The sequence below is a fragment of the Gordonia sp. DT101 genome (assembly GCF_049844895.1).
Classification (GTDB): Bacteria; Actinomycetota; Actinomycetes; order Mycobacteriales; family Mycobacteriaceae; genus Gordonia.
Map to the genome: position 1 here is coordinate 660,097 of NZ_JBNCLX010000001.1, position 13,437 is coordinate 673,533.

A 13,437-nucleotide genomic window follows, 5' to 3' on the forward strand; every position below is an offset into this window, starting at 1 on the left:
ACGCGACCACGACACCGCTCCGGGCTCGACCCCCGTGCCTGCCCGATCCTCGGGGGTCGGTCCACCGGACATGCGGCAGGATGGCAGTCATGTCGTTGACCACCTACGTCTTCGGGACCGACACACCCGAGGCACCGCACGTCCTCGCGATCCACGGACTCACCGGTCACGGCAAGCGATGGGAGTCGCTCGCCGCCGATCACCTCCCGGACCTGCGGGTGATCGCCCCCGACCTGCTCGGGCACGGATACTCACCGTGGGAACCGCCGTGGTCGTTGGAGGAGCACGTGGCTTCTCTGATCGTCGTGGTCGAGCAGCACATCCCGGTGGACGCCCACCCGTTCGTCGTGGTGGGCCACTCGTTCGGGGGTGCCGTCGCGGTGCGCCTCGCCCAGCGGCTGGGCAGCGACTCGGTCCGCGGACTGGTCCTGCTCGACCCGGCGCAGGGCCTCGATCCCGCCATGACCCTCCAGGTCGCCACCGACAGCCTCGAGCACTGGGACTACGCGGACGCAGCGGCGGCCAAGTCGGCCAAACGCGCGGAAGGGTGGGCAGATATCCCGGAAGAGCTGTTGGACAAGGAGATCGACGACCACCTCACCGACCGCACAAACGGGCGGGTGGGGTGGCGGGTGTCCGCCCCGGCCGCGGCAACCGCGTGGAGCGAGATGGCCCGTGACGCCGTGCTGCCGCCGCCAGGTCTACCGACCACGGTCGTCGTCGCCGATCGGGTCGACCCGCCGTTCGTCCGGCCCGCCTTTCTCGAGGCCTGCGCCACCGAACGTCCCGACTCCGTCGAGATCGTGCACGCCGATTGCGAACACATGGTGCCGTTCCTGGCGCCCGAACTCACTGCACGAGTCATCCGGTCGATGGTCGATCGGGGCTGACATGGCGGCGGTCACCGACGACGAGGTCGAGCAGGTGCGCGCACTGGTCGGCGCGATCCCGGTCGGTCAGGTCACCACGTACGGCGACCTGGCCGCGGCCGTCGGCCTGTCCAGCCCGCGGATCGTCGGATGGATCATGCGGACCGACTCGGCTGACCTACCGTGGCATCGCGTCATCACCGCAAGCGGGAAACCTGCCACCCACCTGGCCGGCCGACAACTCGAACGCCTACGGGACGAAGGGGTTCCGGTCCGTGACGGCAAGGTGGTCCTCCGCGATTGCCGGTGGACGCCGATCGGTTGAGGGCAGCGTGGTCTCGATACGCTGCCTCGCTTCGCTCGGAAGCTACTCGACCAGCGGGAGAAGCGGCGCCTCAACCATCGGGAGAAGCGGCGCCTCAACCAGCGGAAGGCACAGCCAACCGACCAGCGGGAGAAGCGGCGCCTCGCTCTCCACCGCCGATCGAGTGGCCGGCGAGCCGCCAGGCGAGCCGGCGTACGAGATCACCCACCACGACAACGACTTTCAGCGACGCACCGCGGCATTCCGCCGATACGGGCTCACCGCGGCGCGCATCCGGGTCACGATCAGGTCGACGATCCGCCGGTCCGCACCGAGCGGATCGGCGACCGCGTCGGCACCATAGGTGTGCAACCGGTTGTGGAACAGACCCGGTGCCAGCAGATAGCTCGCGATCACCACGCGGCGACCGCGTCGGGAGGCACGCTCGAGCGCTTCCGGCACCGACGGCGATGCGGTCGTGATGAACCCGACCTCCACCCGGCCGCCGATCAGCGACTCGAGTTGGCGTGCCGCGAGATGAACTTGCCCGCAAGCACTTTCATCCGACGACCCGGCGGCGGCCAGTATCACTGTATCGCCCGGCTCCCAGCCCGCCTCGATCAGCCGAAGTCGCGCCACCGCCGCGATGCCGGGATCCGGTCCGAGCGCACGGGTCACCACCGTGTCGGCCCGGCCTGCCGCGACGACGTGCCGAGGGATGTCCTTGCGTACGTGATATCCCGACGCCAGGAAGGCGGGCACGAGCACCGCGGGTCGGTCGACGTCCGCGATCACCTCGGCAGGCGTCGGTCCGAGCACGTCGACGAACGCCGTCCGCGTGGTACCGATCCGATCACTCACCGCCTCGGCGATCTCGGCGATCACGTTCACACCATGCGGGTTCCGGGTGCCGTGCGCGACCAGGACGGGACTGATGTCGCGAAGTCGGTCTCCGGTCGGCAGGATCGGGTCGCTGCCCCTGCGTGTCATTCGGGGTCGTCCTCTCCGTCGTACTCCAGATCAACCGCGAGCCGATATCCGCGCTTCACCACGGTCTGGATCATCTTGGGGTCCCCCAACGCATTACGCAGTCGGGCAACAGCGACCTCGACGGCGTGCGTGTCGCAGCTGTCGCCGGGGAGGCCGGCCAGGAGCTCCTGACGGGACACGACCCGACCGGGCGCCATGGCAAGCGCTTTGAGCAGACCCAGGCTGGTCGCCGACAGATCACGGAGTTCACCGTCGACGATGACTGCCTGACCGCGGATCGCCGTGTTGTGACCGTGGATTCGCAGATTATGGCTGCGCCGCGGGAGCTCTTCGGTGATCAGTCGCGCAAGCGCACCGAGACGGAATCGCTTGGGATAGATCGTCGGGATCTGCAAGGCTTCGAGCGGTCCGGCGGTCACCGAACCGACGCACATCACCGGCACCGCAGTTCTCATGGCATGCACGAACTGTGAGAGCTTGCCCAGTTCCTTGGCTCGGGTGAGGATGGCTGCCGCAGCGGGCGCGCTGGTGAACGTGATGGCATCGAGGTCACCGCGAGTGACCGCCCCGATCATCCGGTCGATCCGGTCGACGTCGGGATGCATGTTCCAGCGATAGACGGGCACGGGCAGCACCCGTGCGCCGGCGGCACGCAGCACCGCACAGAAATCCGGCAGGGGTTCCCACTCGGTGGTCGCGCCGTGCAACTGCACGGCGATCCGCACTCCCTCGACGCCCTGATCGAGCAGTCGGTCGAGCACCTCCGACGACGACTCGCTCTCGGGCGACCATTCCTCCCGCAGTCCTGCGGCACGGATGGCGCCTTTTGCCTTCGGCCCGCGGGCGATGAGCCGGCTCTTCCCGAGCGCGTCGATCAGCGACTCGGCGCTTCCCCATCCGTCGGCCGCCTCCACCCAGCCGCGGAAACCGATACCCGTCGTGGCGACCATGAGTTCCGGCGGGTCGCCGATGATCTCCTTCGTGACGCGTTCCAGCTCGGTGTCGTCCGTGAGCGGCAGGATCCGGATGGTCGGTGCGGCCATGACCTCTGCGCCCCGACGGGTCAGCAGTGCCGCGAACTCGTCCGCACGACGTGCAGCGGTGATCCCGATGGTGAAACCGGCCAACGGCAGGTTCTCCGCGGCATCGGAGGATTCATTGTGCTTGTGTGTGCTCATCGGCGCGGGAAGAACACCTCGACCATGTCATCGACGATGTGGACGGCGTAACTCGCCACCGACGTCGTGTCGTCGTCGAGGCACAGCCCGGTGCGCAGGGAGAACACTTGCTTGCCCAGCGGACTCGCAACGGTCGGCTCACCCGAACGATCGCCGGTCACACCGCGGGAGAGCACTGCGGCGCGGGAGAACGGATCGATGTTGCCGATCGCATACAGCCGCGTACGGCCGACGACGGCCTCCCGGTCGGTCTCCACCGCGGGGACCCGGAACAATGCGGCCTGTTCGAAATCGGGCCCGAGAACACCGGCACCGCGGCCGATCGCCAGATCGGCCACGGCGCAGGCGCGGACCCACTCCCCGGGCACCGCGTCGGGGTGGGTCCCGGGTTCGGCGGGTTGATGAGCGGCAATCACGTCGGCACTCCTTCACGTTCGGGTTCGGTCACGTCACGGACTGCGGCCGGCGAGCCGGTCTCACGTGCCGGCATCGCCGGCATGTCCAGCAGCACCGGCACCTTCCGGTCGACTTCGGCGAACCGGATCGTCGGGTCCACCACATCCGGCGCGTTCACGAACGAGACGAAGCGCTTCAGCTTCTCCTCGTCGTCGAGAACGGCGGCCCACTCGTCTCGGTACCCGGCGACATGTGCTTCCATCGCCGCCTCCAACTCGGTGGCCAGTCCCAGGCTGTCGTCACAGACCACCGCACGCAGATGGTCGAGACCGCCCTCCAACGACTCCAGCCACGGCGCGGTGCGCTGCAGCCGGTCGGCAGTTCGGACATAGAACATCAGGTACCGATCAATGTATGCGACCAACGTCCGGTCATCCACTCCACTGGCGAGGAGTTGAGCGTGCTTCGGGCTCTGGCCGCCGTTGCCCGCGACATAGAGATTCCACCCGTTCTCGGTGGCAATGACGCCTACATCCTTGCCACGCGCCTCGGCGCACTCGCGCGCACACCCCGAGACCCCGAACTTCAGTTTGTGGGGCGACCGGAGACCGCGGTATCGCTTCTCCAGGAACACGGCCATGCCGACCGAGTCCTGCACCCCATAACGACACCAGGTCGACCCGACGCAACTCTTCACGGTGCGCAGACTCTTGCCGTAGGCATGGCCTGATTCCATCCCCGCGTCGACGAGCCGACGCCAGATCTCCGGTAGCTGATCGACACTGGCCCCGAACAGATCGATCCGCTGGCCGCCGGTGATCTTGGTGTAGAGCCCGAAGTCGCGAGCGATCTCGCCGATCACGATGAGTTGCTCGGGAGTCACCTCGCCGCCCGGCATACGCGGGACCACCGAGTACGAACCGTTCTTCTGCATGTTCGCGAGGAAGTGGTCGTTGGTGTCCTGCAATGCGGCCCGCTCGCCGTCGAGGATGTGATCGCTGGACGTGGACGCGAGGATCGACGCGACGGTCGGCTTGCAGATCTCACACCCCTGCCCGGCCCCATATCGGTCGATCAGTTCGGAGAACGTCCGGATTCCGGTGACGGAGACGATCTCGAACAACTCGCTGCGCGACTGCCCGAAGTGTTCACACAGGGCCTTGGAGAGCTCCACTCCCGACGCGGCGAGCAACGACTTCACACTCGGCAGACACCCGCCGCACGTGGTGCCCGCGCAGGTTGTCTTCTTGACGTCGGCGATCTCACAAGCCCCGGCGGCGATCGCCGAGCAGATGGTTCCCTTGGAAACACCGTTGCACGAACAGATCTCGGCATCGTCGGGCAGCGCGTCGATACCGACACCCGGGCCGGCGGCAGGCGCGATCAGGGCGGCCGGGTCACCAGGGATCTCCCGACCGACCATCGGCTTGAGCATCGCGTACGCCGATGCGTCGCCGACCAGGATGCCGCCGAGCAGCGTGGTGGCGTCGTCGGACACCACGACCTTCGCATACCGGCCGGCCACCGCATCGTGATAGACGATCTCGAGCGCGTTCTCCGTCGTCGCCATGGCGTCGCCGAAGCTGGCGACGTCCACACCGAGGAGCTTGAGCTTGGTCGACATGTCGGCCCCCGGGAAGGCGCTCCCCCGGCCCAACAGCTGATCGGCGACCACCTCGGCGGTGCTGTAGCCCGGCGCCACCAGCCCGTAACACCGGCCATCCACCGCGGCCACCTCGCCGATAGCGTAGACATCGGGATCGTCGGTGCGACAGTTCGTGTCGACCAGGACGCCGCCACGCTCCCCGACGGCGAGGCCCGCATCGCGAGCCAGTTGATCACGCGGCCGGACACCTGCAGAGAACACGACCAGCGCCGCCTCGATCTCGCTGTCGTCGCTGAGTGTGACGGTCACACCATCCGACTCGCCGTCGGCGATGTTCGCGGTGCCGACACCCGTGTGCACGGACAGTCCGAGGTCGGTCACCAGGTTCTTCAGCACTGCGCCGCCGCCGTCGTCGACCTGCATCGGCATCAGTCTCGGGGCGAACTCGACCACGTGCGGCGTCATACCCATCGACTTCAGTGCGTTGGCGGCCTCGAGTCCCAGCAGGCCGCCACCGACCACGACGCCCGGCGCGCCGGGGCCTGCGGACTCGGCGGCAATCCGGATCGCGTCGAGATCGTCGAGGGTGCGGTATACGAAACACTTCTCGTGGTCGTGACCTGGGACCGGAGGCACGAACGCGTACGATCCGGTGGCCAGAATCAATGCGTCGTAACCGATCTCGCGACCGCTCGAGGTGACGACGCGGCGTCCGGAGCGATCGATGTCGGTGACGGTCTCGCCGAGATGCGTCACGACGAGTTCGTCGCCGGCGTAGGTATTTCCCTCCAGCGCCAGCGAATCACGCTGCCACGAGCCCACATACGAGGACAGTCCCACGCGATCATAGGCTGGATCCGGCTCTTCGCACACCACCTCAACACGCCAGATCCCGTCGGTGTCACGGTCACGTAGCGTCTGCACGAAACGGTGACCCACCATGCCGTGGCCCACCACGACAACCGTCCTGGATTCGCTGGTCACTGGTAACTCCCTTGATGTTCGACTTCGGAAACCCGACTCGCGGTCAGGCCATCGCCTTGTCGGTGGACCCGGGGTCCGTGGTCGGCTCGGTCGACGCGGCGGTGGGATCTGCCACCTGGAGGTCGGTGGTCGCCCCGGCGACGATCGGGCGGCGGGCGTAGAACCACCAGGTGATGATCCCGGCCACCACATAGAAGCCCAGGAAGATCCAGAAGGCGACGGTGGCCGACTGATTCGACTTGTAGCTCGCCCGCAGAACGAGGTTGATCCCGACGCCGCCCAGACCTCCTGCGGCACCGGCGATCCCGATCAGTGCACCCGACATGCTGCGCGACCACTTGGCTTTGCCGTTCGCGTTGAGGCCGGTGATGTTCTGCGACTTGTGTTCCCAGATCGTCGGGATGATCTTGTACACCGAGCCGTTGGCGATCCCGGAGATCAGGAACAGCAGGATGAAGCCGACGATGAACGCCGCGAGGACACCGCCGCCGATCACCTTGCCGTTGGCGTCGGCGATCGAACCCGCGACCACCAGGATCGCCGCCGAGAAGGTCATCGCGACAAAGCTGTACATGGTCACCTTGCCGCCGCCGACACGATCGGCCAGCTTGCCACCGTACGGACGGGACAGCGACCCGAGCAGTGGACCGATCCAGGCGATCTGCGCGGCTGCGAGCGCCGGCTTGGCAGCGCCCGCGGAGGTGAAGCTGATGTTGAGGACCTGACTGAACGCGAAGCCGAAACCGATGAACGAACCGAAGGTGCCGATGTAGAGGAAGCAGATCAGCCAGGTGTCGCGGTGCCTGAGGCAGTCCAGCATCGCGCGGCCGCTCGACGTCTGGTGATCGAGGTTGTCCATGTAGATCGCCGCACCGACACCCGCGATGGCCAGGGCCACCAGGTAGACGGCACAGACGATCTCGGGTTGATCGGCCGCCAGCCAGATCACCAGCAGACCGATCAGTTGGACGACCGGGACACCGATGTTGCCGCCGCCCGCGTTGAGACCGAGTGCCCACCCCTTCAGCCGCTGCGGGTAGAAGGCGTTGATGTTGGTCATCGACGAGGCGAAGTTGCCGCCGCCGAAGCCGGTCAGTGCGGCAACGGCGAGGAACCAGCCGAACCCGAACTCGCCGGGATTCATCATCAGCATCATCGTGAGGCCGGTGGGGACCAGCAGCACGATCGCACTGAAGATCGCCCAGTTGCGCCCGCCGAAGCGCGCTGTGGCCTGGGTGTAGGGGATCCGCAGGCACGAGCCCACAAAGGTCGCCGTCGCGGCGATCACGAACTTCTGATCGAGGCTGATGCCGTACTCCGGCCCCATGAACAGAGCCATCACCGAGAACAGGGACCAGATCGAGAAACCGACGTGTTCGCAGATCACCGACCAGACCAGATTGCGCTTGGCGACAGCTGCGTTGCCGCCGTCCCAGGCCTCCCGGTCCTCGGGATCCCAATCGGTGATCTTGTGGTCACGTTTCAGCGCGCTCCGCAAAGAGGCGACGGGTGCAGGCATGGGCCATCCAATCGTGTGTTGAGCTGGTTGGCCGACGACAGTGTCGGACGATTGGATTCCAAGTTAGGTAGTCAGTGTTGCCGGGATTTTCCCTCGCGTGACCGAAGAGTCACGTTGTGCTCACTTTGTGGCGCGTTCCCTGTGAGAAGGCGTCCAGAGGCCCTACCTGCGACGATTGTCCTACAGTAGCAATCGGACGAGGTCGACGACCCGCTGCAGACCGGGCAGGGCGCCCGCGGTTGCCCGCGGATGTAACGCATGGACCCCCAGCCGGAACATCGTCGCCCGGAGCATCATCTGGGGCCACTCCGGCTGATCCGCCCAGCGATGTACCAGGTCGTCGTCGGCGCCACCCCACGCCAGCGAGTCGACAACGACGACCGCGGCGGCCCAGGGAGCGGGCCGCCAGTACGGGACGATATCGGTGATGCCGGGTGCCGCGGCGCCCGCGAACAGCACCGTGCCGAACAGGTCACCGTGTACCACCTGCGACTGCAGATCCACGTTCTTGCGAAGTGTGGCAAGTGTTTTCAGCATCTGGACGCTCGCCACCCCGTCTTCCGAGGTCGGCTCCCCCATGCCGGCCGCGCGCGCCGTGCGCATCGGCACGTCCTCCCAGGCCGCACGGTCGGCGGCGGTGAACACGTCGACGTCGGTATGCGGCGGTGCAGGCGACTGCAGCAGGAACCTCGGCCGCTCGAGCTCGGCGGTCGCCGCGTGCAGTCGATCGGCCACCAGGACGACCTCGTCATGACGCGGCTCGGGTATGCCCGCGATATAGGTGTCCGCACGCCAGCCCGACACCACATAGCGGCCGTCGGTGGCGCGGAAAGGGCGCGCGACCCGCAGCCCCTCGACGTAGAGCGACTCCCGGACCGATGCCGACCACGCCGCACGCGCGTGGTCGGGGACCAACGACAAGACCACCTCACCGACCCGCCAGCCGCCGATCCAGGAATCGCCCATGGGGATCGGCGGGTGGGCGGTCAGCCCGAACGTGTTGAGCACGTGTTCGGGCGGCTCGAGGGTCTTCACAACTGCAGAGATTACCGATGGAACCAGGGAGAACGCGGGAGCGACGCGGTGCCGTGGGCGACCGGGATGACGGATCGGTTGCTGTTCGTGCCGCAATTCGGCACCAACAGCAGCCCGCCTGCGGTCAGTAGACCGGCAATGTCTTGTCCACCTGGTTGGCCCAGGCCGTCACGCCGCCCTGCAGGTGGGTGGCGTCGGCGAACCCTGCGCGCTTGAGCGCGGCGAGCGCCTCGGCCGACCGGATGCCGGTCTTGCAGTACAGGACCGTCGGCCGGTCCTGCGGAACCTTCGCCAGACCCGCGCCCGAGAGGATCTCGTCCTTGGGGATCAGCGTCGCGCCCTCGATGTGGACGATGTCCCACTCGACGGGCTCGCGGACGTCGATCAGTGCGACTTTGTGGCCCTGATCGATCTTCTCCTTGAGTTCGGCCGGGGTCAGTGTGGAGCCTGCCGCGGCGTCGGCCGCGTCGGTCGAGACCACGCCGCAGAAGTCGTCGTAGTCGATCAGTTCGGACACTCGTTCACCCTCGGGATCCTTGCGGATCCTGATGGTGCGGTAGGTCATGTCCAAGGCGTCGTAGACCATGAGTCGACCCAGCAACGGCTCACCGATGCCGCAGATGAGCTTGATCGCCTCGGTACCCATGATCGAGCCGATGGAGGCGCACAGGATGCCGAGCACCCCGCCCTCCGCGCAGGACGGCACCATGCCGGGCGGTGGTGCCTGCGGGTACAGGTCGCGGTAGTTGAGGCCGCGACCGTCCGGCGCGTCCTCCCAGAACACCGATGCCTGACCTTCGAACCGGTAGATCGACCCCCACACATACGGCTTGTGCGCCAGCACCGCGGCGTCGTTCACCAGGTAGCGGGTCGCGAAGTTGTCGGTGCCGTCGAGGATCAGGTCGTACTGTGAGAACAGTTCGATGGCGCCCTCGGGTTCGAGCCGTTCGTCGTGGATGTTCACCGTGACGTACGGGTTGATCTCGCAGATCGAGTCGCGCGCGCTCTCGGCCTTGGGGCGACCGATGTCCGACTGGCCGTGGATGACCTGGCGCTGCAGGTTCGACTCGTCGACGACGTCGAACTCGACGATGCCGATGGTCCCGACCCCGGCGGCGGCGAGATAGAGCAGCGTCGGCGAGCCGAGCCCTCCTGCGCCGATCACCAGCACCTTCGCGTTCTTCAACCGCTTCTGCCCGTCCATCCCGACATCGGGGATGATCAGGTGCCGGCTGTAGCGCGCCACCTCTTCGTTCGACAGTTCCGCTGCGGGTTCGACCAGCGGGGGCAAGGACGACACGGGCGCCTCCAGTACATCTGACTCAAAGTGGACTGTAGTGGTCAACGGTCTGGACCCCGCGGTCATTCCGCCGCGACGGGTGACACGCGTGCCGCAACGTTCACTTGTTGGGGAACGGCCAGGGGTTCGGCTTGCAGACGAGGTTCCGATTGGCCTGCATCTGCGGATCGAGAGCCATGATCTGGCTGTTGGCGACCCCGAACGACTGCTGCATCATGACCGGGGCGAGCGCACCGTTCTCTTTGCAGGGTTCGTGCGACTCGTAGCCGATGCCGTGGCCGGTCTCGTGATTGACCAGGTATTGCCGATACAGCAGATCGTCGCCCTCATAGGACAGTGCCCCCCGGACCCAGCGCGCCTCGTTGAGGGTGACGCGCTTCTCCGGCGGGTAGAAGCACGATGTCTCGAGTTGGATCTGGTAGCCGCAGAGTTCGCGGGCGGTCGCCGGCGACGCGAGCGTGATCCGCAGGTCGGGTTCGCCGGCGGCGATCCGGCGGAAGGCCACCTTTCCGTCGCCGATCCAACTGCGCGGGTTGGCCAGCGTGGAGTCGACCATCTTCGCGAACGAGCGGTCGCCCCCGAAGTCCTGCGAGTTGACGCCGTTCTCCACCTCGACGGTGTACGTGTACACCTGCGCGCCGGTACCGATCTGCTTTCCCGCACCGGGCACCGCGTGGTACGACTCCCGGCCCTTCTGCGTGTACGGCCCGCCCGGCGGCAGAGTCCCCGCGGGAAGCGACGCGGCTTGGATGGTGCCGGTGGGCGCGCCGATCGGTTTGGTCTCCTTGCTGACGTCGGTGTTGCGCGATGCCGAATCCGGATTGACGTCGGCCGTGTGCGTCACGGCGGAGTCGTTCCCGTCCCGGACGGTCACCACGATCAGCACGATCGTCAGGATGATGAGCAGCGGGATCGCATAGGCCCGCCAGCCGTAGGTCGCCACGAACCGGCCGAGAGCACTCTGCTTCTTCCGCTCCGGCTGCGCATCGCGGTCGACGCGGGCACGTCCGCTGTCGTCGGTCGGATCCCACCGCGCCCGTAATGGCTGATCGGGCCTCGGACGGGTCCGCGGCCCCGACTCCATGGTCGACGGCCCACCGATCGTCGGTCCGCCCGACGACCCACCATCCCGCCGGGGCGCCCGCGGCCCCCTGTCCCTGGCACGTGCTCGCGTGCCGCCGACCCCGGCGTCGGGTGCGCCGGCACCTGCGCTCCCGGAGTTCGGCCCGCCTCCTGGGTGACTCACAGGGTCAACTTTCTCACAGGTCAGCGTGGATCCGGGGAACCGAGGGCCGACGTCGGTCTGTGCGAATCGGTTCCGCCGTGTGACGCCGAGTACTCTCAACGCATGTCGACCACCACGAACTCTGCGCACAGCGCGGGGCGGAGCACGCGTCTGCCACGTAGTGCACGTCGGATGCAACTACTCGACGCCGCCAGCGAGATCTTTGTGGAGCGTGGCTACCACTCGGCGGGGATGGACGAGATCGCGGTACACGCCGGCGTCAGCAAACCTGTTCTCTACCAACATTTTCCGTCGAAGCTCGACCTCTACATCGCCGTGGTGGATTCGCATGCGGAGAAGTTGGTCAGCGATGTGAACCGCGCGCTGCTCACGACCACCGACAACAAGCAGCGCGTGCAGGCGGCCGTGCAGGCCTTCTTCGACTTCATCGACCAGGACAACTCGGGATACCGACTGATCTTCTCCTCGGACGCGATGGACCCCGCGGTGATCCGGCGGGTCGAGGGCGCCACCGAGGCCTGTGTGGATGCCGTTTACGGACTGGTCATGCACGACTCGGGCCTGGACCCGTACCGATCACGGATGCTGGCTGCCGGACTGGTCGGGGCGAGCCAGGTGAATGCGCGCTATTGGCTCGAGGCGAAACGTCCCGTGGACAAGCAATCGGCCGTCGACACGACCGTCGCGCTGCTCTGGGGTGGACTGTCACACGTGCCGATGCACGAATCGGCCGAGGAAGAATCCTGACCGACCGGCGGCTGTCGGGCACTCGGAGCGCAGTGCCCGGTCCCGACAGCAACCGATCGGAGAGCGCGGATCAGGTGGCGCCGAAACCGACCCGGCGATTCTCCGAGCTACCCACCTCGACGTAGGCGATCTTCGTGACCGGAACCAGGAACCGCGCACCCTTGTCGTCGACAAGAGCGAGCAGCTGCTGCTTACCCGACAGTGCAGCCTCGACCTCGGCGTACGCCTTGTCACTGGTGAGCGTGGTCTGAATGGACAGCTCACGTGAACTGTCGGTGATACCGATCTTCACTTCAACGGCCATGGCCACCCTTCTTCTCCTCTGACGGCGCCCACGCCGACGGGCCGACACCGGTGGTGCCGACGCCGATGGCGCACGACGACTCTGTGCCGCACCAGGCTAGTTCAGCCGACGACGGCCCCGACAGCGGCTCCGCTCACAGCGGAAACGGCGGTCCCTCAGCCGAGACCGAGCTCGTTCATCCTCTTGCCGTGCTCGTCGGCGATCGCATCGAAGAAGCCCGCGACCCCGTGCAGGGAGGCCGCCCCCGCAAACAGCAGATCGGTGACCTCCTCCTCGGCCGCGAGAACCCACTGCGCATGGGTGACCGCCTCACCGAGCAGCCGACGCCCCCACAGGGTGAGGGGCGACTTGAGCGCCGGATCCGCGGTCACGGCCGCCGCGACCTGCTCCCGGGCGAACCGCGAGTTGGCGGTCTCCGCCATCACCTCGCCGACGATCGCCTGGGCCTCGACGGGCAGCACGCCCGCGACCTCGGTGTAGAAATCGGCGGCGAGCCCGTCACCGAGATACGCCTTGACCAAGGACTCATACCAGGTCTTGGGCGTCGTGACCTGGTGATACTGATCGAAGATCCCGCGATATCGTTCGACGGCCTCGGTCGGGTCGATCCCACGGGCCGCCACCTGCGCGGCGAGCGTGTCGAAATGTCCGATCTCCGAAGCGGCCATCCGGGCGATCGCGATCCGGCTGTGGACGTCCGGTGCCATCCGCGATTCGTCGATCAGCCGGTAGAAGGCGGCGTACTCACCAGCGAGGAGTACGGCGAACAGCTTGGCGATCCCACCGCCGTCGCGGTCGGTTCCCGGACGTGCTGCGGGATCAGGCGTGACTCCGGATGGGGGCGGCGCAGTCGACATGCTGGAGATGGTAGGCGGGGCCGAAGCGTTCACCAAGTACACTTGACAACGGTGCACTGACGCGACCATGACGATCCGGTGTCAGCCCGACGGCCGTATGGC

Annotated in this window: 13 protein-coding genes; 3 read left to right on the plus strand and 10 right to left on the minus strand. The window is 67.0% G+C overall.

Annotation, left to right across the window (positions count from 1 at the left end):
- The first annotated feature begins 89 nt into the window (after positions 1-89).
- Positions 90-890, plus strand: a complete 801-nt coding sequence (locus ACLQ3I_RS03275; RefSeq protein WP_425791078.1) for an alpha/beta fold hydrolase — start codon at positions 90-92, stop codon at positions 888-890.
- A gap of 1 nt (position 891) precedes the next feature.
- Positions 892-1,194 carry an MGMT family protein gene (locus ACLQ3I_RS03280; protein WP_425791076.1) on the plus strand — a complete coding sequence of 101 codons (303 nt, stop codon included), beginning with the start codon at positions 892-894 and terminating at the stop codon, positions 1,192-1,194.
- A 222-nt stretch (positions 1,195-1,416) separates the two neighbouring features.
- Here the strand turns inward: ACLQ3I_RS03280 and ACLQ3I_RS03285 are convergent, their stop codons facing one another.
- From ACLQ3I_RS03285 to ACLQ3I_RS03320, 8 genes are all read right to left on the minus strand, one after another.
- Entirely contained in the window at positions 1,417-2,163 is a 747-nt protein-coding gene (locus ACLQ3I_RS03285; RefSeq protein ID WP_425800101.1) for a sirohydrochlorin chelatase, read from the minus strand.
- Positions 2,160-3,341, minus strand: coding sequence for a uroporphyrinogen-III synthase (locus tag ACLQ3I_RS03290; RefSeq protein WP_425800102.1), 1,182 nt, complete (start codon positions 3,339-3,341; stop codon positions 2,160-2,162). Before ACLQ3I_RS03290 ends, ACLQ3I_RS03285 begins: the two co-directional genes overlap by 4 nt.
- Positions 3,338-3,757: a nitrite reductase small subunit NirD gene (gene nirD, locus ACLQ3I_RS03295; RefSeq protein WP_425791070.1), complete on the minus strand. Its 420-nt coding sequence runs from the start codon at positions 3,755-3,757 to the stop codon at positions 3,338-3,340. The genes ACLQ3I_RS03290 and nirD overlap by 4 nt, the downstream gene beginning before the upstream one ends.
- Entirely contained in the window at positions 3,754-6,327 is a 2,574-nt protein-coding gene (nirB, locus tag ACLQ3I_RS03300; protein ID WP_425800103.1) for a nitrite reductase large subunit NirB, read from the minus strand. Before nirB ends, nirD begins: the two co-directional genes overlap by 4 nt.
- Positions 6,328-6,370: 43 nt before the next feature.
- The gene (locus tag ACLQ3I_RS03305; RefSeq protein ID WP_425791067.1) at positions 6,371-7,846 is read right to left on the minus strand and encodes a nitrate/nitrite transporter; all 1,476 of its coding nucleotides are present in this window, start codon (positions 7,844-7,846) and stop codon (positions 6,371-6,373) included.
- 180 nt (positions 7,847-8,026) lie between these two features.
- Complete coding sequence (locus tag ACLQ3I_RS03310; RefSeq protein ID WP_425791065.1) at positions 8,027-8,881, minus strand: TIGR02569 family protein; 855 nt, start codon at positions 8,879-8,881, stop codon at positions 8,027-8,029.
- A 124-nt stretch (positions 8,882-9,005) separates the two neighbouring features.
- On the minus strand, positions 9,006-10,181 hold the full coding sequence (moeZ, locus tag ACLQ3I_RS03315; protein WP_425791063.1) for an adenylyltransferase/sulfurtransferase MoeZ: 1,176 nt from the start codon (positions 10,179-10,181) through the stop codon (positions 9,006-9,008).
- A 100-nt stretch (positions 10,182-10,281) separates the two neighbouring features.
- Positions 10,282-11,265 (minus strand): DUF3152 domain-containing protein, encoded by a 984-nt coding sequence (locus tag ACLQ3I_RS03320; protein WP_425800708.1) that lies wholly within the window; start codon positions 11,263-11,265, stop codon positions 10,282-10,284.
- Positions 11,266-11,529: 264 nt separating this feature from the next.
- Between ACLQ3I_RS03320 and ACLQ3I_RS03325 the strand changes: the two genes are divergently transcribed.
- Positions 11,530-12,174, plus strand: coding sequence for a TetR/AcrR family transcriptional regulator (locus ACLQ3I_RS03325; RefSeq protein ID WP_425791061.1), 645 nt, complete (start codon positions 11,530-11,532; stop codon positions 12,172-12,174).
- 70 nt (positions 12,175-12,244) lie between these two features.
- Here ACLQ3I_RS03325 and ACLQ3I_RS03330 read toward each other — a convergent pair whose 3' ends face one another.
- Both ACLQ3I_RS03330 and ACLQ3I_RS03335 read right to left on the minus strand, forming a co-directional pair.
- Positions 12,245-12,478 carry a DUF3107 domain-containing protein gene (locus ACLQ3I_RS03330; protein WP_267629700.1) on the minus strand — a complete coding sequence of 78 codons (234 nt, stop codon included), beginning with the start codon at positions 12,476-12,478 and terminating at the stop codon, positions 12,245-12,247.
- Positions 12,479-12,633: 155 nt separating this feature from the next.
- Positions 12,634-13,335: a ferritin-like fold-containing protein gene (locus ACLQ3I_RS03335; RefSeq protein ID WP_425791058.1), complete on the minus strand. Its 702-nt coding sequence runs from the start codon at positions 13,333-13,335 to the stop codon at positions 12,634-12,636.
- Between the last annotated feature and the right edge of the window lie 102 nt (positions 13,336-13,437).

Excerpts from the sequence above, each read along its gene's own strand:
- ACLQ3I_RS03335 (WP_425791058.1), bottom strand. The coding sequence starts at position 13,335 with ATGTCGACTGCGCCGCCCCCATCCGGAGTCACGCCTGATCCCGCAGCA.
- ACLQ3I_RS03305 (WP_425791067.1), bottom strand. The coding sequence starts at position 7,846 with ATGCCTGCACCCGTCGCCTCTTTGCGGAGCGCGCTGAAACGTGACCAC.
- ACLQ3I_RS03325 (WP_425791061.1), top strand. The coding sequence starts at position 11,530 with ATGTCGACCACCACGAACTCTGCGCACAGCGCGGGGCGGAGCACGCGT.
- ACLQ3I_RS03320 (WP_425800708.1), bottom strand. The coding sequence starts at position 11,265 with ATGGAGTCGGGGCCGCGGACCCGTCCGAGGCCCGATCAGCCATTACGG.
- ACLQ3I_RS03330 (WP_267629700.1), bottom strand. The coding sequence starts at position 12,478 with ATGGCCGTTGAAGTGAAGATCGGTATCACCGACAGTTCACGTGAGCTG.
- ACLQ3I_RS03275 (WP_425791078.1), top strand. The coding sequence starts at position 90 with ATGTCGTTGACCACCTACGTCTTCGGGACCGACACACCCGAGGCACCG.
- ACLQ3I_RS03290 (WP_425800102.1), bottom strand. The coding sequence starts at position 3,341 with ATGAGCACACACAAGCACAATGAATCCTCCGATGCCGCGGAGAACCTG.
- ACLQ3I_RS03280 (WP_425791076.1), top strand. The coding sequence starts at position 892 with ATGGCGGCGGTCACCGACGACGAGGTCGAGCAGGTGCGCGCACTGGTC.
- ACLQ3I_RS03285 (WP_425800101.1), bottom strand. The coding sequence starts at position 2,163 with ATGACACGCAGGGGCAGCGACCCGATCCTGCCGACCGGAGACCGACTT.